We start from the raw sequence: 18,815 nt of genomic DNA on the forward strand, positions 1-18,815 counted from the left end.
GCGATGGGGAGAGGGCCAGAGTCCGAGGGTGCGATGGGGAAATTACCTAAGTAGTAAGAGTATTATTAGCAAAAATTGCTTAATCTAGAGTTGAAAATAAACATCCAATCAAAATATTTAAGATGAACTCGATCGCCCAACAGTTAAAAGCAAGATTTGAAAAAGCATTCACCGCTGCATTCGGCGAAAGTTATGCAGGTGCAGATCCGATGCTAGCCGCCGCCAGCAATCCCAACTTTGGGGACTTTCAGTGCAACGCGGCGATGAGTTTGGGGAAAAAGTTAGGAAAGCCCCCACGGACGATCGCCTCGACAATCATCGAAAACCTAGATATTACTGACATCTGCGAAACCCCAGAAATCGCCGGGCCCGGTTTTATCAATTTGAAGCTCAAACCGGCTTATTTGGAAGCGCAAATTAGTGCGATCGCCGGCGACTCGCGTTTGGGGATTGAACCCGCCAAAACCCCTCAGACAATCGCGATCGACTTTTCGAGTCCGAATATAGCCAAAGAAATGCACGTCGGACATTTGCGATCGACAATCATCGGAGATGCGATCGCCCGCATCCTCGAATTTCAAGGCCACGACGTACTCAGAATCAACCACATCGGCGACTGGGGCACCCAATTCGGAATGCTGATCGCATACTTGCGCGAAGTTCACCCCGAAGCCCTCACAACCGCTGACGCCCTAGACTTAGGAGATTTAGTCGCATTTTACCGCCAAGCAAAACAGCGCTTCGACGCAGACGAAACCTTCAAAGAAACCGCCCGCCAAGAAGTAGTAAAACTGCAAGCAGGCGCCGAAGACACCCGCCGCGCTTGGAAATTGCTGTGCGATCAATCCCGCCGCGAATTCCAAGTAATCTACGATTTGCTCGATATCAAATTAACCGAACGCGGCGAATCGTTTTACAATCCTCTATTGCCCGGAGTAGTGGAAGATTTAAGCAACTTAGGTTTGCTAGTAGAAAGTGACGGCGCCAAATGCGTTTTTGTAGACGGTTTCACCAACAAAGAAGGCGAACCCCTGCCGCTAATCGTCCAAAAAACCGACGGCGGCTACAATTACGCCACAACAGATTTAGCAGCAGTGCGCTACCGGATACAAAAAGACGGTGCAAAGCGCTTAATATACGTCACAGATTCAGGACAAGCCAACCATTTCGCCCAAGTATTTGCAGTAGCGAAAAAAGCCAATTGGATTCCTGAAGATGTCGAGATTGTCCACGTTCCCTTTGGCTTGGTATTGGGAGAAGACGGCAAAAGGTTAAAAACCCGTTCTGGGGATACAGTGCGGTTGCAAGATTTGTTAGATGAGGCGATCGTCCGTTTCCGAGGGGTCCTGGACGACATATTAGCAAAAGAAGAGCGCGAGGAAACAGCAGAATTTAAAAATCGCGTTGCAGAAGTAGTTGGCATCAGCGCCGTCAAGTATGCCGATTTGAGCCACAACCGCATCAGCAATTATATGTTCAGCTACGACCAAATGCTAGCGCCGCTAGGCAATACAGCACCTTATCTGCTGTATGCTTACGTGCGCGTGCGGGGAATTAGCCGCAAAGGTGAGATTGATTTCGAGAATTTAGATGCTAGTGCGAAAGTAATTTTGCAGTCGGATGCGGAGTTAGTTTTAGCCAAGCATTTATTGCAATTTACTGAAGTGATAAATGCTATTGAGGGCGATTTGTTGCCGAATCGGATTTGTCAGTATTTGTTTGAATTGAGTCAAAAATACAATCAATTTTACGAACAGTGTCAGGTGTTGAAATCTGAGGGACCGTTGCGGACTTCGCGGTTAATTTTGTGCGATTTGACGGCGAGGACTTTGAAATTGGGTTTGGAGTTGTTGGGGATTAAGGTATTGGAAAGAATGTAAGCGGTAAGGTGTGCGGGGCGCGCACCCTACATTATTTAGTTGCGGTGCTCCGTGCGCTACATTATTTAGTTGCGGTGCGCTTCGGCGCACCCTACATTATTTAATTCGATCGCCCATTTCTCCAATTAAGTTTAGCGCATTATTTCCAACTTTCTAAGATGTCTTGAAACATCTTTTCAGCCATGGGGCGATCGTTGCGATCTCTCACAAAAATTTCCCAGTTGCGCGCGGAATTTAGTTAAGTTTAATATTTTTTAAACACAATTATTTCATCGGTAACAAACTTATAGTAAATTTACAATTTATCGGGGAATGCACAGCCATTACCTATTAAGGGCTCATCGATAAAAATTAAAAACATGAACGAAACAAAAGTTTTCGGAATGCCAGCAGAAAAAGGCCGCTGGTTGTTCGTTCCGCTGGGAATCACGGTCTTGCTTTGTCTGGGTACAGTTTATTCTTGGAGTATCTTTAGAAAGCCGCTAGAAAAGCAGCTCGATATCGGTGCAACGGATAGTTTATTGCCGTTTACCGTATTGTTAGTAGTTTTTGCCGTACTGATGCCAATTACCGGCTTTTTTATCGATCGATACGGTTCTCGCACCGTGACCGCAGTCGGCGGCGTCGTGACGGGAATCGGCTATATTTTATCGGCATTTGCACCTAATATTACTGTCCTGGTACTCACCTATGGAGTTATCGCCGGTGCCGGGGTGGGAATTGCTTACGGCGTACCGCTAGCAGTATCAGCCAAGTGGTTTCCCGATAAAAAAGGATTGGCAGTTGGGCTAACAGTAATCGGGTTTGGTTTGTCGCCTTTAATTACCGCACCGATTGCCAAATATTTAATCGATACCTATCAAATACCGCAAACATTTCTGATTTTAGGCATCGCTTTTACCGTCATTATTTTGGCAATTTCGACCGCTTTGAAAATGCCGCCAACTGGATGGACGCCTGCGGGATTTGCGGCCGCCCGATCGGGCACAGCGGTAAATAGCCCGATCGCACCGATGATGAAATCTCCCGCATTTTACGGGCTGTGGGTGTGCTACACAATTGGCACGCTGGTGGGATTGGGCGCGATCGGAATTTCTTCTCCCGTGGCGCAGGAAATTATTAAATTAGACGCGGGAACGGCTGCGGCAACGGTTTCTCTGTTTGCCATATTTAACGGTATGGGGCGTCCGATGTTTGGTTGGATAACCGATCGATTTAAGCCAAAATATGCCGCGATAGCCAACTACATTCTCATCTTAATCGCATCGATTATGATGACTCAGGCAGGCGTTGGACAAGTCGCAACTTATATCATTGCGTTTTGTTTGTTCTGGCTGTCCTTAGGAGGATGGCTGGCGATCGCGCCCACGGCAACTTTAACTTTATTCGACCCCACAGACTACGCGAAAAACTACGGCATTGTGTATACAGCCTACGGAGTTGGAGCGTTTTTCGGTACAATTGCTGCGGGGAAAATTCGCGATACTTTTGGCAGCTATACCAACGCTTTTTACATTACGGCAATTCTTGCGGTTGTTGGCATCATCACCGCCGTGTTTGCGCTGAAGCCAGCGGTTAAAATTGCAGCCGAAGCCGATGTTTCTTAATCGGGACTTGCCCACCCCCGATCGAAGAAACCGGGTTTTTTAGGAAAATATGGGATTTGAGCCGTGAATATCGGTGAAAAACCCGGTTTCTCGGCTTTTCCAATTTTCTAAGATGCCTTTAAACATTGTTACGACAATTTGGCGATCGTTATCTCTCACAAATATATCGTAATTGGGACTTGAGTTAATTTCAATCAACCAATATGCTCCTTTTGTATCTAGCGCGATGTCAAGCCCCGCATAATTAATCGCAATTTCAGCAAAAACAGGTTTAACAAAATCTTCAATCTCCGACATGAGATTGGGGTTAATTATATGTTTTGCTTTTGCACCTTCCCAGTGCAGCGGGCTTAAATTCCCCGCAAATTTAGCCTGAGATTTATCTTTCTCGTACAGCAAAACTAGCTTTTCTTTGCAGAATACAGCCCGATATTCGCGGGCAATTTCGATATATTCTTGAGCTAGGGCCACATCGTCATAATCTTTGCTGTTGACGTTAAATATAATTTCTAGGGCTTCTTTAATTTGCTCTCTAGTTTTACATAAAAAAACATTGTTGCCACCAGCACCGCGATTTCTTTTGAGAATCACCGGGAAAGCGAATTTTTTGTTGACTTCTAAAACTATTGATTCAATATCTGGGAAAATCAAATACTTTTTATACTTCTCCTGGCATTGAGGCGAGACAAAACCGAGAGCTCGGGGAGTATTTATTTTGCCGTTTAAGAGTTGATAGGTATATTCTTTGTCTTTAAAAATCTCTGCTACAGACGCGCTGTTAAATGGCGTCATGTAATTGACAAAATAATATTCTTCGCCGCCCTGTTTGAGTCTAATCAAGTTTTGGGAATGATGCAGGATTTCGTAAGGGATATTTAATTCCTCGCAAGCTGCCAGCAGGATTTGAATATTGGTTAGCATAAAATGTAATTTAACTTGTGACTTTTAATTTTTTCTGTACGCTCAGTCAATATCTCGCCAGTGACCAGCATCCACAAATCGGGACAAATGCCCCACATTTGTTGTAGCAATAACAACTTCTTCTCCAGCAAAGCTTGAGCTGCTAAAATCACATCTCCATCAAGTTCTTTGGGGCCTGCTGTCGGCATTCCTATCTGGCGCGATGTCGCCCACAACTGAGCCGCCTTGAGTATTGTAGGTGTCGTTATTGGCAAGTATTCAAGCCTCTCTTTCCAGTCATCAAGCCGTCTAACTCCTGCCAGTTTATTTGCACGGAGCAACTCTCGCCTCACCTCATAGTCGGCTATCTCAGGTAAAATCACCCTGTAACCTTTGAGCAACAAAGAGCGCACCCACATCCGACATTCCACTGTCACAGCCGACTCTTTGGGATTTGTTAATGTTCCTAAAAGACCAGCATCTAATAATACAATCATTGTTTTTGAAATAAAAGTCGCTAGGATGACAGGCGGTCTTCATCTATAGCCTTTCTCAGATAGATGAGGTACAAGTTTAGATTTTAGATTTTAGATTTTAGATTTTAGATTGGGGGATTGGCGAATTGTTAATTAATTGGTGAATACCTCATCTTTCCGAGAACCGCTATAATACTTTTTGCAAGTATTCAAATGTCTCTGTCTGTTCCTCAGCGTCTCCTTCTTCTGCCCATTTATCTAACCACTCAATTGCAGCTATATTTATCTTCATTTGTTCTTCTTTTGTTCGCGAAGGAAGCACAGGTGATGGATTTTTATTGAATAAATTTAGCCAATAAGTTAACCGCCGATCTACTACTTCCGTAATTATCGCTTTCAGTTCTTCAACGGTTAAGTCCGATACTCGTTTGGTTTGGAGAATTATCGCTGGCAGTTCTTCAACTGTCAAGTCTGCTACTCGTTTTGTTTCCATTTTGCAGCCTCATTATTCAATCTAATTTTAAATATTTGAGATGGGAGAACCGATCGCAATTCTCTCATCTCAAATTTCATCAAATTTTATCCAAACAACCGCTGCTGCCCGTTGGCCGCATCTTTCCCGGCATAAATCTCGCGCGTTCCCTTGGGAATGTAAATCCAATCGAATTCTTGCAAGCGGTTTGTCAAATTGGAAATGCTCACTCCCAATTCATCTCTCATTTTGTATAAATGCGACCACTTAGTTAAATCGCGTCCCTGTCTTTTTTCCTCCAAAATACACCGAGGCATCAACAAACAGCTTGCAAAATATTGCGCTTGCCATTCGATCGACAAAACCTTATTATCAGCACTCGCACCCCGACAAACAAACGGTTCCTCGACATCCTGGGCGGTTTTTCCTCGATCGCCCAAGTTGAATTCCAACTGTTCCACAGTGCCGTCTGCTTCGTCTTGATTGACGTGTAGCACCCAGTGGCCGATTTCGTGGGCGATCGTCGATTCGATGAAGCCCGGCGGTTTTTCCAGAATCTGTTCGTTGATTTCGATTAACCGCTGCTGCGGCAAAATCCTCGCCGCGATCGCACCCTCTTCATCCGGCTCAATGCACTCCCAAACTACGCCCAAATCCAGAAAATCAGCAACCGTTGTCGCATCAAAAGGCCATCTCGGAGCAAAATTTTGCGTTTTCTGCATCTGCATCAAGATGTCATTTGCCAAACGCTCGATCGATTCTTTGGGATAGAAGCAATACGGCTTAAAAATACTCACTATGAGGGGCCTCTCTTACGCTTCAAAAGACTGTTTGAGCCAATCTGGATTTTCTTGCATTCGGCGGAAAAGAGCCTGCATTTCCTTCGGATTCTGCTTCAGCAGCGCTTCGTACTGCTGCGGCAGCCTCCCCGCCAAGAAAATCAATTCCTCTTCGTTTATGTCTAGATTACGCGCTAATGCTCGGATTACCTCCTCTTTTGGCGCATAATCCGCTCGATCGTTCTCCAACTTCGACAAATAAGTAAAGTCCACACTTAGCATAGCTGCTAGCTCACGTTGTGAGTAAGCTTTGTCCTTGCGAGCTTGACGGATCAGTCTTCCAAATGTTTGTTCCACGGTTTTTCGCCTCCTGACAAGCATTCTAGCCTGTTTTGATGAAAAGTTCAACAAAACACTTGACGGGAAAATCAACCCAGGCTACCATGAGGGTAGTTGACGGTTTAATCAACTAAATCAACCGCCCTGTAGGGTCAAAAGTGGAAATTATCCCAGCCAAAACGCTACATATAGCGCCGTCAACTTCAGAGGAGTGAGAAGCGCTGGGCGTCAAAACGCTTGTACGCAGCAAATAAGGAGGAGCAGATCGCAAATGCTGAGAACCTGGACAGACACGCATTACAAGCTCGAAGACGATGACTGGCTATACATCGCCACCCACGAAGAACAAAGCTCAGCCTCACTGGTGTGTCCCGGCTACGCGCGGGATGGCGAAGGCTTCAGCATCCACTTCACCCCAGCGCACCTAGAAACGTTAGAGCATTTGCTCGCCGCGCTGCGGATTATCAAAGCTCAACAAGAGGCGAGGCTTGAGTATACCTATCCAGAACCAAAAGCGACAACACATCTAATTAGGTAATCGAAGGAAGAAGGAAGAAGGAAGAAGGAAGAAGGAAGAAGGAAGAAGGAAGAAAAATAATTCGATTTTTGTGAGTTCCCAATTCCCAATTACCGATTCCTAATTGTCAGAACATAAATCAATAACCAAGGAAAAACGAACAATGACTAAAACACAAGAAAGACCGACATTTTCAGTATTTGGTGCCAAACCGAGCAATGCTTTGCTAGTACCGGAAATCCCGATCGCCGTCCGAAACAACTGTCAAAGCGGCCAGTGGACTATCGGCGACACAGACTACGGTTCCAAGTGTTCCATGACAATCCTCAAATTCTCCAAATTCTTCGGTTCCCTCGGTCAAACTTCCCACACACTGTGGGGTCAACTGTGGTTTGTCGCAGAAACCGGCGAACTGCCGCAAGGAGTTATCATGGTGACCTACATCAAAAACCGCAGCTTGAACGATTTTAACCGCTTAGTAGCATCAGTTCAATCTCGCGGCGTAGAACCGGCAACCGGAATTTTTATTCCCGAATTTGTCAAACATTCCGGTCAAAAACCAGATGATAGCGGAGTAGTAAAACCGATCAACTACTACAGCTTGAAATGGTCTTGGAACGAGCGGAAAGATTGGGCGGTTATCGACCAAGCCGCAGCAGTTTTGTCAGATCCTAGCAATCAATCGCGGATGATTGACTTAGAAGGAACAAAAGCTATGGTGTGTTTAGATAACCTGCCAGCGCAGCAAGTTGCCTCCTTGATGGCCGCTCACGCTGGCGGTGAAAGCGATGCTATTGCTTTGAATTCCAACGGCGGTATGTCGCTACCGCCAGCGGAAGACAAATCAACTGCTGACTTGTTCTAATTCTCTTGTAAAGGCGCGATTTAATCGCGCCTTTACCATAACTGTTACAACGCAGAGAGAAATGAAGAAATTAACGAATCTGAAAACTCAACCCAACCTGAAAGAAAGCCGTTTGAAAGAGAATCTTGAGCTGCTCGACCAAATTCGAGCCGACGCAGTTAACGACATCGAAAGTCTCACCGAAGACTTCCAACACATGACTTTAGTTGCCCAATCCGTCCAGCGGAATTACCGAGCTTTGTTAGCCGAAAATCAATTGTTAAAAGGCACACTTTTGAGTATCATTGATGAGTGCGGCTGCCGGCAAGGAAATCGGTGCGATCGCTGCTGGAAACTTCTCAAAATTCTAGCCAGCGCCAATCCCGAAGAAAAACCCGACGCAGCCAGAAAGTACAGAGCCATTCTCAGCCAACTCCGTAACATACAATAACTGAAAACGTCTCACTAAAAAGTCTCGCCAAGTTAGAATCAGGAGAAGCAAACATTATGACAATAGCAACTGCCAAGGATAGCAAAGTCAAAATTTTGCAAAACTTTCAGCAGATTTTAGCCGACAAGAAAAAGATCGAATCCAAAGTAGAAACCAAAGAAGAGTCAGCCGAAAAAGCCAAAAACAAACAACTCCTCGAAGTCGCTTCCACCTACACAATTGACAGCATCGTCAAAGGCTTGGCTGACTTGCAATTAGATTTCGGCAGCATCACCAGCGGACTTTCCGAAAAACTGAAGGCCGAATCTTCAAAATTAGACGAATTAAAACGCGCCATCGAAATAGAAGCCGAACAATTGCAAGAGTTGCAGCAAATCAGAGTTGTAGCAGACGCCCTCCACATTTTAACTCAAGAGCACCGAGAAAAATTGACCCTGCTCGAACAAAACGCTGCTAACCAACGCGAAATTATCGAAAAAGACACAACCCAAAAACGCAAGCTTTGGGAAAAAGAACAGCAAGAATTTGAGGCAGCAGTTCAAGAAGAAACTGCACTCATAACTAAAAAGCGCCAGCAAGAGACAGCCGATTACCAATACGAATTACAGCGCACCCGCAAAATCGAAACCGACGAATACGAAGAAACGAAGCGCAAACTAGAACGGCATTTGCAAGAATCTACCCGCGAAAAAGAGAAAAATTGGACACAGCGCGAAAAAGTCCTCAGCGACAATCAAGCGGAGTTTGAAGAGAATCAAAGAAAAGCCGCCGGATTTGAAGAAGAACTCAAACAGGCTTATATCAAAGCCAAAGAAGAAGCAATTCAAGAAGTTTCCCGCGAAGCTAAAGTCAAGGCAGATTTAGTGGATAAAGAATGGGAAAGCACTAAGCAAGGATATGAATTGAAAGCGCAATCTTTGCAGCAGACTATTGAGCGACAAACCGAACAAATCGCCGAAATTTCCGCGCAACTGCAAGCCACGATGAAACAAGCGCAAGATTTGGCAATGAAAGCTTTTGCCAGCAAAGCTTAAAACCCAGTAAGGTGTGCAATGCCCACCTTACGCAAAAATGACAGTAATTTTCCCAACTATTAAGGAATCAAAAGTCATGAACAAAAGAGTTAGCGACAAAAGCACCAAGGCTGAAATTTTAGAAGCGTACAAGGAAGTAGCGCAAGAAAAAGCGCTGTTAGAATCGCAAATCCAACAGCTAAACGCTTCCCAAAAGCAAACAGCAGCCCCAGAAAAACCTATTGTGGAGGCAAAAAAACCAATGGCTTTAACTCAAAATCAACAAAAAATGCAGTCCACAATCGACAATTTGATTTTGCTGCAATTTGGCTTTGGCGGCGCTGTCAGCGAGTTGTCTGAGAAATTAACTTCTGAAGCTGCTAAACTCGAAGAATTGCGGCGCACCGTAGGCGAGGAAATTCAACAACTGCAAGAGTTGCACAGTTTAGAAGATGTTGCAGAAGATACGCTGGACAATTTAATTCAACAGTACGAAGAAAGCGCGAAAACTTTTGCTGGCGAACTCAGCGAACAGCGCGAAACTGTTGAACAGGAATTGTTGGAACGCCGGCAAGCTTGGGAAAAAGAGCAGGAACTCCAAAAGTTGGCCGTTAAAGAACGCAATGAGAATCACCAAAAAGCTCGCGAGCGGGATGAAGAGTTGTATGATTATGATTTGAATCTTCAGCGAAATCTGGACATCGAAGAATACGAACAGCGCCAGAAAAGGCTGTATCAAGAAATCGAAGAGTTTCAGCAAGAACAGGAGAAACAGTGGGCGGAACGCGAAAAATCTATTTCGGAACGGGAAAAACTTTATGCTGAGGTGAAAGCTAAGGTAGAAGCTTTCCCGAAAGAACTGGAAGCTAATATCAAGAACGGGAAAGATAACGGCCGCAATATTGGCAATTATCAAGCTAAAGTTAAGGCGGATTTGTCTGCTAAAGATATCGAAGGGCAAAAGCAAAATTATGAACTGCAAATTCAAGGGATGTTGCAGACAATTCAAAATCAAGATGCGCGCCTTGCTAGCTTGTCGAAACAACTGGATTCTGCTTTGAAACAGGTTCAAGATTTGGCGGTGAAGGCGATTGAGGGAGCATCGAATTTGAGCTCTTTGCAAGCAGTCAGGGAAATTGCGATCGAACAAGCAAAGACTCAGCAAAAAAATAAGTAATATCAGTTCCGGTTGCATCGGCATAGTTAAATCCAGTCAACAGTCAACAATTCCCGATGGATGGTGCAACCGGACTCGATCTAATTCATCTGCGTTAATCTGTGTTTATCTGCCCGTATCTGCGGTTAAAAAAAGATAATTTCGGGAACCGCAGATGACAAGGGATTGACGCTGATTTACGCAGATGAGGAGAAGAGAGATAGGAATAATTCCGATGCTAACATATTTGATATAATCCGTAGGGCTTTTAGGAGCTAATTAGGTTGCTTTAAATACCCGATTTCTTGAAGAAGTCGGGTATCTGGGTATTGAAGGGAGAGGTTTTTGCGATCGCCCGCGAACTGTGCAAAAATATAAATATTTAGGATTAGGACAACTGCTATGCTTGATACTGACAACTTCGATCCGCGCGAGATTCCTATATATTCTATCCCTGAAGCAGCGCAATATCTCCGGCTGCCGAAGGACAGGTTGCGATCTTGGGTTGGTGGCTGGTCCTCGAAAACAAAAGCGGACAAGCGCTTCTTTGAGCCACTGATTAAGTTACCTAACCCCAAAAATTTTGAACGGCTTCCCCAGTCCAAAACTACACTACTTTCTTTCATAAATTTGGTAGAGGCTCATGTCTTGATTGCCATTTTTAAGGCTACTGGCATCTCCCGAAAACAACTTAGCACTGCACTCGACTACATCAAGCGTCATCTTTCGACTCCTCAATTCTTCTATGCTGGAAGGGAGTTTGAACGCAAGGGAATAGCTCTTTTATGTGAGAGATTCGGAGAGAAGCTTGCAGCATCCGACAGGGAACAGGAAGCAAAACAGATTCTAAACACTTATTTCGCTCGCATTGTACGAGATGAAGCTGGATTACCCCTCAAACTCTACCCTTTCACGAAGCTACCAGGTTCCGACGAACCTAAAACAGTGATGATTGACCCCAGAATCTCCTTTGGCCGCCCAGTTTTAGCTGGAACTGGCATTCCCACAGCTATACTGGCGGAACGTTACAAAGCTGGGGATTCCATCGATGAACTTGCCGAAGACTACAATTGCAATCGGCTCCAAATAGAGGAAGGTATTCGCTGCGAACTTCAGCTAGTAGTAGCATGAATGAGATATTTTTCATAGACAGATGTTTAGGAAGGAACCTGGCAGATTCACTACGAAATGTGGGGGCTACAGTAGAAATTCACGACGATCATTTTGAGCAAGATATCGAGGATAAGGATTGGCTGAGGATTGTTGGAGAGCGCAATTGGGTGGTATTAACAAAGGACAAGAAAATCGCTAGCCGTACTTTGGAGTTAGAAGCCGTGGCTCAAGGCAATGTACGGCTTTTTGCATTGGTGGACGGCAATGTTTCTAGAGAGGTAATGGCACAAGCTTTTGTAAATGCCTTAGAAAATATGCAAAGATTTATTCGGGGGAATCAAGCACCTTTCATCGCTAAGGTGCACCAGTCGGGTTTGGTAAAGCCCTGCAAGAACCGAAAAGCACTTTTGAATCTCCCTAAAACCACATCCCAAATCAATCTCCCTTAGTCCAGTTTTCCAACTGTCTACTCGCTGCGAGTCTTCCTTGAGCCTTAAACCCTATCTACAGCGTTGAAATATTTAGTAAAAAGCCCGATCGCACTGTTCACTTATATAAACTGTCCCCTGCTCTCCTGACCGCTTCAGTCGCACTCTCTATGCTTTAAGTTAATCCACCAAAAGATATATTTGATCTGGAGGCACTATGCAGAAACAAATCCTACGTCAAAAAGATACTAATGCTTGGATACTTCAGTGCTGGGTTTCTTTTATTGTTGCCATTTCCGCAACTACTGTAGGTATCATTTATTTACAGGTAGACCCCTGGCAAAAAGCTTTTATGGGTATGGGTTTAACTTTTTCAGTCGGCTCGTCTTTTACTTTAGCAAAAACCATTCGCGATAACAACGAGGCATCAACATTAACTGCCAGAATCGACGAAGCTAGAGTTGAGAAAATTCTCGCTGAGCACCATCCTCTCAAATAAACTTGAATTATACAATGTATACACCAAACAGCCCGGGCGGGCTGTTTTTGTTGTTTGAGCCACAGGTTTCAAGCTGTGGATGTGAATGGGGGATTTCATATCAATTCCGGTTGCACCGGAATTATTGTTGACTGTTGACTGTTGACTGTTAACGGGCGGGTCGAAAAACTGAATGATAGTTGAGTATTGACTGTCGATTCGATTTTACGCCCGACGATGCTAGCGGAGTTGATATCAAGGGCTACCTTTGAACTTACGATCGCCCAACTTATTCTTTTGTCGCTGGCGAATACCGGCCTTAACTGTCGCCATATCCACGGGAAAGCCAACTACAGGAATCACCTGATCCTTGCGTTCTTCTTCCAGATTCTTGAGTTCGGTGTAATCAACCCAGTGAATGCAATTCACCGGACAAGTGTCGATCGCCTCAGCAATCAACTCTTCAGAATCCCCGTCTTGTCGAACTACGCGCGATCGACCGTAATCCGGTTCAATATAAAAAGTATTGCGAGCAACGTGAGCGCAGTGCTTGCAGCCAATGCAGGTAATCTCATCAACATAGACACCTTTTTGGCGCAACACGCCGCCCAATTCCGGTTCCAAACCAGAGCGATCGGGCGCATCCCGCAAAAATCCCCCCAACTCCGGCTCTAAACCAGAGCGATCGCTTGCTGTATCTATTCCGAGTCCAGAAAGCTCAGACATTTAGACCCCCACAAGAGTAAATAAGTCCGCCTGAGCGGACTTTGATGAAACAAGATGGCAAAAATCTCGAAAAATTATTAAGCGCACCAGCGTTGCACCACCAAGCGGAGCGAACCGTCTTGATTTTGCTTTTGCTCAGAAACTTGGAAACCCTGCTTAGCGCTTTCATTCACCACAGTATGGTAAGCGTAGCGCTGAGTCACCTTATTCAGAAAACGGTCTACAGACCAAGCTTGCTGCCAAAATTGCAAGTCAGCCACCAATTCATACTCAGTCCCGTTCCAGCTAAAACCTACGTCGTAGCCGTTTTTTTGCTCAATCACGACCTCAGCGGTGCTGGTTAGGCCGCGATAGCCGCGCACCTCTGTCGGGCCCGACTTCCAGTCGATACCCAAGTCAGTTAAAGCAGCTTCCAAAGAATTCAAATTGCGGATCTGGGTCTTAATTTGGCTAAAGTGTGACATGGTGATTCCAAAAAAATTTAAGTGAACTCAACAAAAAAAATTACCAATCGCTAAAAGCCACTTGGGCCGTCGCTTCGGCTGACTGATGCAGGGCTTGCGTGAAATATTCAGATGTTGACTCTTGATGAAGCACCACGCCGAGCTGAGCTTCAATTGCAGCCGTTACCTCAGCGCAGGAAGCACCGACAATGCCGGTGACTGTTTCCTGTACGCGGCCATCTGGATAGATCACAAACTCTAGTGTTTCCATAATCCGGGCTGACTGAATAGGAATAGTGAGAACAGACACCGACACCAGCAAGCCAGGGACGATGCCTCCTGAAGTCGCTTCTTGAGAGTTGGCTGACTGGCAAAGCGCTATATCAATTTTGACTAATTGATAGGTTTTGAGTCACAACTTAACAGAACTTATTAATAGGTAGAAGCAATACATCAGTTGTATGTAAAGTTTCGCGTAGATCGTGACAGCAGTCAAGTCACTATATTTTAGATTTTAGATTTTAAATTTTAGATTTTAGAGTGAGGAAGAAGGAAGAGGGGATGAACCGCAGAGGGCGCAGAGCCAAGAGGGTACAAGGTAAAAGGTCCAAAGAAGGCAAAAGGCAAAAGTATAAATTCCCCCACTCCCCCTCTAATTCCCTCTGGGGTCTAAAACGTCTCGCAGGCCATCGCCCAAAAGGTTGAAACCAAGAACAGTCAAGGTAATGAGCAAACCTGGAAACACGATCGTCCAAGGAGACGAAAGAGCGTATCCGCCCTTAAAAGCATCAGAAAGCATCGTCCCCAACTCAGGAACCGGCGGCTGTGCGCCCAAACCCAAAAAACCCAAACCGGCAGCTTCTAGTGTCGCGGTACCAGTCGAAAGAGTTGCTTGTACAACTAGAGGCGCCAGACTTCCCGGCAAAATGTGGCGAAAAATAATCCGCAAGTCGCTGGCGCCCAAAGCCTTGAGGGCCAAAACAAATTCTTGTTCCCGCAGAGACAGCACCATACTGCGAGTTAAACGGATGTAAATCGGAATTTGCACGAGGCTGACGGCGATAATTACGCTTTGCAGGCTCGGCCCGGTGACGGTAACAACGCCGATCGCCAGTAAAATCGAAGGAAAAGCTAACAAAATATCCGCCAAAGTGCCGATCGCAATTTCCAGCAACCCCCGGAAATACCCGGCCACCAGCCCCAAAAGCGCTCCCACAATTAAACCCGCACCCACAGAAACCAGGCTGACGAGTAAAGATATTCCCAATCCGTGCCACACCCGCACCAACAAATCTCGCCCCAAACCGTCGGTGCCAAACCAATGTTTAGCGCTAGGACCCACTAAGCGCAACAAATAATCTCGATCGACCGCCGGATCGTAGGGAGAAAGTAGGGGTGCCAACAGTGCCGAGAGAATCAGCGCTACAGTCAAAATTAAGCCGATTTTCCCCGAAGTCGATCGCCAAAATCGTTGAAAACCTGCTTGTGGAAATACTAAGTTGTTATTCAATCTTCGATTTTCCATCGAATGCTGTCACCAAAAAACAGAGGACTTGGGCAACTATTTCTAAGTGGCAAATGCCCGTTGAGAAATAGCAGATAAACAAAGTTAAGGGCTCACGCTTCTATCTCACTTGTTGGCTAGGGCGATTCCTGCTCGGGATAGGTGCGATCGCGCGGACTTTGTAAAGCGCAGTTAGCACGCTCCTTTTGCGGAACCTCTCAGGACCCAGATGCTTGTGGTGCCCATAAACTTATTAATTCATTGACAAGGGCGAGCAATTCAGATACAGACTCATTGATTTCTGGTGTCTGAAATCCATGAATAACTCGATTTCTTAGGCTTTTAAGTAGCATTGCTCGATCGTACTCTTGTATTGAAAGTTCTCCTTGCGAATACATATGTTTGATCAGAGATAAAGTTGGAAATTTTTCAATTGGAATACTAACCTCCTCAGCTCGCCTACGCAGGAGTGCTTCAATTATTACCCAAAGTAACAAAAACGCGCCTTCATTTTCTCCTAATGAGATTAGACGTTCACTCTGCGATTTTCTAATAAAAATTTGTTGCCAAGATAATAGATTTACTTCATTGGAGTTGTCTTTCAGTAAAGCATCTTGTTCAGTAATTAATAAGAAACGCCAGCCTGTATTTTCAGAAACTATTTCAGCAATTTCTTTCAACCTATCTATAGATTTTTGCCTGCCCGAACCGTTAAATTCGATTATATAACCTTCGGCTTCGTTCTTTTTTACAATCAAATTTGGACGATATGTCCCTAAATCGAAAGGGATGTCTTCTGGTTCAGGGTCAACCAATACTGTATAGCCTGCTTGTCGGTATTTTTCGGCAATTTTAGATACTGATTTGTCGTGTATTAATTTAGCGGTCATAGATAACTCTCTAATGCTTTTGCTGAATTTATTCTAACGTAAACGCACTCACTGCCAGATATTATGCCACGGACCAACAATGACGGACATAAAGCAACGTCAAACGTGTCACTAAGCGAGCGACGATGATCCTCCACATCTGTGACAAGTGAATCATCCTCATAAACTAACCCAATTAGTGCGTCCTGTATGGGCTTTATTATATTGTCTGTGTCAACAGGGTCAATCGATTTTAGATTTTAGATTTTAGATTAAAGAATTGAAGCATTGACCCCACGGATAAATACGTTAGGCAAGTTTCATCGGATACAGGTTTTTTATTTCACCGGTCCTGAGTCTGCTTTCGGAATGAATCTGGCGGCTTGTATCCTGGATGCTTTCGGTCAAAATCGTAGAGGTATACTAAAGTTAAATGAACGTTTCCTGAATAAGGAGTTCCTACCCAAGTTTTTGACGCTTCTGCACGCACAAATGCTTGCCAATCCTGTAGCTTGTTTCTGGGCCTCGTTTGCAAAGATACAGGGCGTTTTGGAATCAGAAACTCAAATTGCATTTACAACTCCGACAATTGAATGCGAAAAGAAGGGATTAAAGGCTAAATTCAAACTAGACTATAACTTGCAACTTTTAACAAATCCACTTTTGTTTTGTAGATCGCACAGATTTCTCATCACCCTCACGCCCTCACCGCTCTAGCATTTCGCGTGAAGCGAAGCTATCCCGAAGGGAATCGCCCCCGACAACATCCCCAGCAACCATCAGCCCTGGGATCAATCTAAAATCTAAAATCTAAAATCTAAAATCGGATGACCCTTTAAGATATAGAGAACAAGATAAATTTAAAAGCCCAATGACATCAACCCTACTCAAATCCTCCTCCCGATCCCCCCTCAACGCCCCAACAGTCCGCCATTTCCCCAACGGTCTCACAGTTATAGCCGAACACTTGCCAGTCGATGCTGTTAACCTCAGCGTATGGCTCAATTTAGGCTCAGCCGTCGAACCAGACGAAATCAACGGCATGGCTCACTTTTTAGAACACATGATTTTTAAGGGAACTCCGAGCATCAAGAGCGGAGAATTTGAGCGCGCGATCGAGCAGCGGGGCGCAGTCACCAATGCAGCCACCAGCCAAGATTACACTAACTACTACATCACCACAGCCCCTAAAGATTTTGCCGAACTAGCTCCCCTGCAAGTCGATGTGTTGCTCAACGCCAGCATTCCCGACGACGCCTTCGATCGAGAACGGCTGGTAGTGTTAGAAGAAATTAGACGCTCGGAAGACAATCCCCGCCGCCGCACCTATCAGCGCTCGATGGAATTAGCGTTTGAAGTCCTGCCCTACAAGCGACCGGTACTAGGCCCGACTGCCGTAATCGAACAGCTTACCGCGCAACAAATGCGGGATTTCCACAGCAGCAGATATCACCCAGGAGCCATGACAGCCGTAGCTGTAGGCAATTTGCCAGTCGATCGACTAATAGAAATTGTCGCAGACAGTTTTGCAGCAAAAAGCAAATCGCAAAACAACAAAATAAATGTGCCTGCTGTCAGCAACTTTCACCCAGAATCCCAAATCCTAAACGGAGGCCAAGAATCGCCGTTTACAGAAACAGTCCGCCGCGAATTTGTAGACTCTGCCCTTCAGCAAGCCCGACTGATCCTGATGTGGCGAGTGCCAGGTTTCATGGAAATGTCCGAAACTTATGCCCTGGACGTTTTGGCAACAATATTGGGTCACGGCCGCACAACTCGCTTGGTTCAGGATTTGCGCGAAGAAAAAGGGCTAGTTTCGTCAATTTCGGTCAGCAACATGACTCAGCGCCTCGGCGGCGTATTCTCGATTTCCGCTCAACTACCGACAGAAAACTTGGCAGCAGTGGAAGCTGCGATCGTCCAACACATCCGCACTCTCCAAACTGAACTGGTGACAGATGCCGAAATTTCCCGCATCCGCACCCAAGTAGCAAATCGGTTTATCTTTGGTAACGAAACTCCGAGCGATCGAGCAAGTTTGTACGGTTACTATCAGTCGATGTTAGGAGATATCGCTCCCGCCCTCAACTATGCCGCCTGCATCCAAGCTCAGACGGCCCAGGATCTCCGAGAAGCCGCCGTCAAATATCTGTCTCCCGACGCGATGGGTGTTCTGGTAATTCGCCCGGACGAAGCATAAACTTGGTCGATCGCCTCAACAGGGGAATTGAGCCCTCCCTCTGCTTCCCCGGCCTCGAACAGCATTCGGCATTCGGCAGAAAGAATGCCAACGGGCACCAGGGATTTTTAGTCAATAGTGCCTGAAATTCGATCGACCCTTGCCTTGAAGGTTTTGTATCAAATAATTAATATGAAGCCTTTAAGGTACGGGCGATCGATAAAATCACCGTAGTTTTATGAGAGGATAAACTGGGAATTATTGGCAATCAAGCAATTGGGTCCCTGGCCACCAGATTTATCTGCGATCGTAATTCTAGAATCTAAAATCTAAAATCTAAAATCTAAAATCTAAAATCTAAAATCTAAAATCGGTTTATGAGAGGATAAACTTGGAATTATTGACAATCAAGCAATTGCGTCCCGGGTCACCGGATTTATCTGCCGTCGTAATTCTAAAATCTAAAATCTAAAATCTAAAATCGATTTATGAGAGGATAAACTGGGAATTATTGACAATCGAGCAATTGGGTTCCGGGTCACCGGATTTATCTGCCGTCGTAATTCTAAAATCTAAAATCTAAAATCTAAAATCTAAAATCTAAAATCGGTTTATGAGAGGATAAACTTGGAATTATTGAC

The 18,815-nt window shown here is 45.1% G+C and carries 22 protein-coding genes; 11 read left to right on the forward strand and 11 right to left on the reverse strand.

All coding sequences use genetic code 11. The features are described from left to right. The first annotated feature begins 122 nt into the window (after positions 1-122). Positions 123-1,880: an arginine--tRNA ligase gene (gene argS / locus QUB56_RS25905; protein ID WP_332959093.1), complete on the forward strand. Its 1,758-nt coding sequence runs from the start codon at positions 123-125 to the stop codon at positions 1,878-1,880. Positions 1,881-2,239: 359 nt separating this feature from the next. Continuing rightward, positions 2,240-3,487, forward strand: coding sequence for an L-lactate MFS transporter (locus tag QUB56_RS25910; protein WP_332959094.1), 1,248 nt, complete (start codon positions 2,240-2,242; stop codon positions 3,485-3,487). Between the two features lie 39 nt (positions 3,488-3,526). Here QUB56_RS25910 and QUB56_RS25915 read toward each other — a convergent pair whose 3' ends face one another. The 5 genes from QUB56_RS25915 to QUB56_RS25935 form a co-directional block, all read right to left on the reverse strand. Continuing rightward, on the reverse strand, positions 3,527-4,408 hold the full coding sequence (locus QUB56_RS25915; RefSeq protein ID WP_332959095.1) for a YheC/YheD family protein: 882 nt from the start codon (positions 4,406-4,408) through the stop codon (positions 3,527-3,529). Next, a complete protein-coding gene (locus QUB56_RS25920; protein ID WP_332959096.1) occupies positions 4,402-4,884 on the reverse strand; it encodes a hypothetical protein in 483 nt (160 codons plus the stop codon). Before QUB56_RS25920 ends, QUB56_RS25915 begins: the two co-directional genes overlap by 7 nt. A gap of 166 nt (positions 4,885-5,050) precedes the next feature. Further along, on the reverse strand, positions 5,051-5,356 hold the full coding sequence (locus QUB56_RS25925) for a hypothetical protein (protein WP_332959097.1): 306 nt from the start codon (positions 5,354-5,356) through the stop codon (positions 5,051-5,053). A gap of 86 nt (positions 5,357-5,442) precedes the next feature. After that, positions 5,443-6,132, reverse strand: coding sequence for an ImmA/IrrE family metallo-endopeptidase (locus tag QUB56_RS25930; RefSeq protein WP_332959098.1), 690 nt, complete (start codon positions 6,130-6,132; stop codon positions 5,443-5,445). Positions 6,133-6,147: 15 nt separating this feature from the next. Then, complete coding sequence (locus QUB56_RS25935; RefSeq protein WP_006634885.1) at positions 6,148-6,471, reverse strand: helix-turn-helix domain-containing protein; 324 nt, start codon at positions 6,469-6,471, stop codon at positions 6,148-6,150. A 253-nt stretch (positions 6,472-6,724) separates the two neighbouring features. Here QUB56_RS25935 and QUB56_RS25940 point away from each other — a divergent pair, with 253 nt between their 5' ends. The 8 genes from QUB56_RS25940 (at position 6,725) to QUB56_RS25975 (ending at position 12,474) form a co-directional block, all read left to right on the forward strand. Next, positions 6,725-6,991, forward strand: coding sequence for a hypothetical protein (locus tag QUB56_RS25940; protein WP_332959099.1), 267 nt, complete (start codon positions 6,725-6,727; stop codon positions 6,989-6,991). A 142-nt stretch (positions 6,992-7,133) separates the two neighbouring features. Further along, positions 7,134-7,835, forward strand: coding sequence for a hypothetical protein (locus QUB56_RS25945; RefSeq protein WP_332959100.1), 702 nt, complete (start codon positions 7,134-7,136; stop codon positions 7,833-7,835). 61 nt (positions 7,836-7,896) lie between these two features. Next, on the forward strand, positions 7,897-8,265 hold the full coding sequence (locus tag QUB56_RS25950; RefSeq protein ID WP_332959101.1) for a hypothetical protein: 369 nt from the start codon (positions 7,897-7,899) through the stop codon (positions 8,263-8,265). 56 nt (positions 8,266-8,321) lie between these two features. Then, entirely contained in the window at positions 8,322-9,299 is a 978-nt protein-coding gene (locus QUB56_RS25955) for a hypothetical protein (protein WP_332959102.1), read from the forward strand. 76 nt (positions 9,300-9,375) lie between these two features. Next, on the forward strand, positions 9,376-10,455 hold the full coding sequence (locus tag QUB56_RS25960; protein WP_332959103.1) for a hypothetical protein: 1,080 nt from the start codon (positions 9,376-9,378) through the stop codon (positions 10,453-10,455). A 381-nt stretch (positions 10,456-10,836) separates the two neighbouring features. Further along, complete coding sequence (locus QUB56_RS25965; RefSeq protein WP_332959104.1) at positions 10,837-11,565, forward strand: DUF433 domain-containing protein; 729 nt, start codon at positions 10,837-10,839, stop codon at positions 11,563-11,565. Next, complete coding sequence (locus QUB56_RS25970) at positions 11,562-11,996, forward strand: PIN-like domain-containing protein (RefSeq protein ID WP_332959105.1); 435 nt, start codon at positions 11,562-11,564, stop codon at positions 11,994-11,996. The genes QUB56_RS25965 and QUB56_RS25970 overlap by 4 nt, the downstream gene beginning before the upstream one ends. A 196-nt stretch (positions 11,997-12,192) precedes the next feature. Then, on the forward strand, positions 12,193-12,474 hold the full coding sequence (locus QUB56_RS25975) for a YiaA/YiaB family inner membrane protein (protein WP_332959106.1): 282 nt from the start codon (positions 12,193-12,195) through the stop codon (positions 12,472-12,474). A 234-nt stretch (positions 12,475-12,708) separates the two neighbouring features. Here the strand turns inward: QUB56_RS25975 and QUB56_RS25980 are convergent, their stop codons facing one another. The 6 genes from QUB56_RS25980 to QUB56_RS26005 all read right to left on the reverse strand — a co-directional run bounded on the left by QUB56_RS25980 (position 12,709) and on the right by QUB56_RS26005 (position 16,243). Continuing rightward, entirely contained in the window at positions 12,709-13,179 is a 471-nt protein-coding gene (locus tag QUB56_RS25980) for a ferredoxin (RefSeq protein ID WP_332959107.1), read from the reverse strand. 77 nt (positions 13,180-13,256) lie between these two features. After that, positions 13,257-13,643 carry a DUF1257 domain-containing protein gene (locus QUB56_RS25985; RefSeq protein ID WP_015176941.1) on the reverse strand — a complete coding sequence of 129 codons (387 nt, stop codon included), beginning with the start codon at positions 13,641-13,643 and terminating at the stop codon, positions 13,257-13,259. Positions 13,644-13,683: 40 nt separating this feature from the next. Then, on the reverse strand, positions 13,684-13,893 hold the full coding sequence (locus QUB56_RS25990; RefSeq protein WP_015176940.1) for a DUF2997 domain-containing protein: 210 nt from the start codon (positions 13,891-13,893) through the stop codon (positions 13,684-13,686). Positions 13,894-14,274: 381 nt separating this feature from the next. Next, positions 14,275-15,132 (reverse strand): ABC transporter permease, encoded by an 858-nt coding sequence (locus QUB56_RS25995; protein WP_332959108.1) that lies wholly within the window; start codon positions 15,130-15,132, stop codon positions 14,275-14,277. 212 nt (positions 15,133-15,344) lie between these two features. Beyond that, on the reverse strand, positions 15,345-16,016 hold the full coding sequence (locus QUB56_RS26000; RefSeq protein ID WP_332959109.1) for a hypothetical protein: 672 nt from the start codon (positions 16,014-16,016) through the stop codon (positions 15,345-15,347). After that, a complete protein-coding gene (locus QUB56_RS26005; RefSeq protein ID WP_332959112.1) occupies positions 16,013-16,243 on the reverse strand; it encodes a RusA family crossover junction endodeoxyribonuclease in 231 nt (76 codons plus the stop codon). Before QUB56_RS26005 ends, QUB56_RS26000 begins: the two co-directional genes overlap by 4 nt. Positions 16,244-16,866: 623 nt before the next feature. On the opposite strand from QUB56_RS26005, the gene QUB56_RS26010 reads away from it, so the two are divergent. Continuing rightward, entirely contained in the window at positions 16,867-18,195 is a 1,329-nt protein-coding gene (locus tag QUB56_RS26010) for a pitrilysin family protein (protein ID WP_332959110.1), read from the forward strand. Positions 18,196-18,815: the final 620 nt, after the last annotated feature.

Origin of the sequence: Microcoleus sp. AR_TQ3_B6, from assembly GCF_036702785.1 — a bacterium.
In the GTDB taxonomy this organism is placed as follows: Bacteria; Cyanobacteriota; Cyanobacteriia; order Cyanobacteriales; family Microcoleaceae; genus Microcoleus.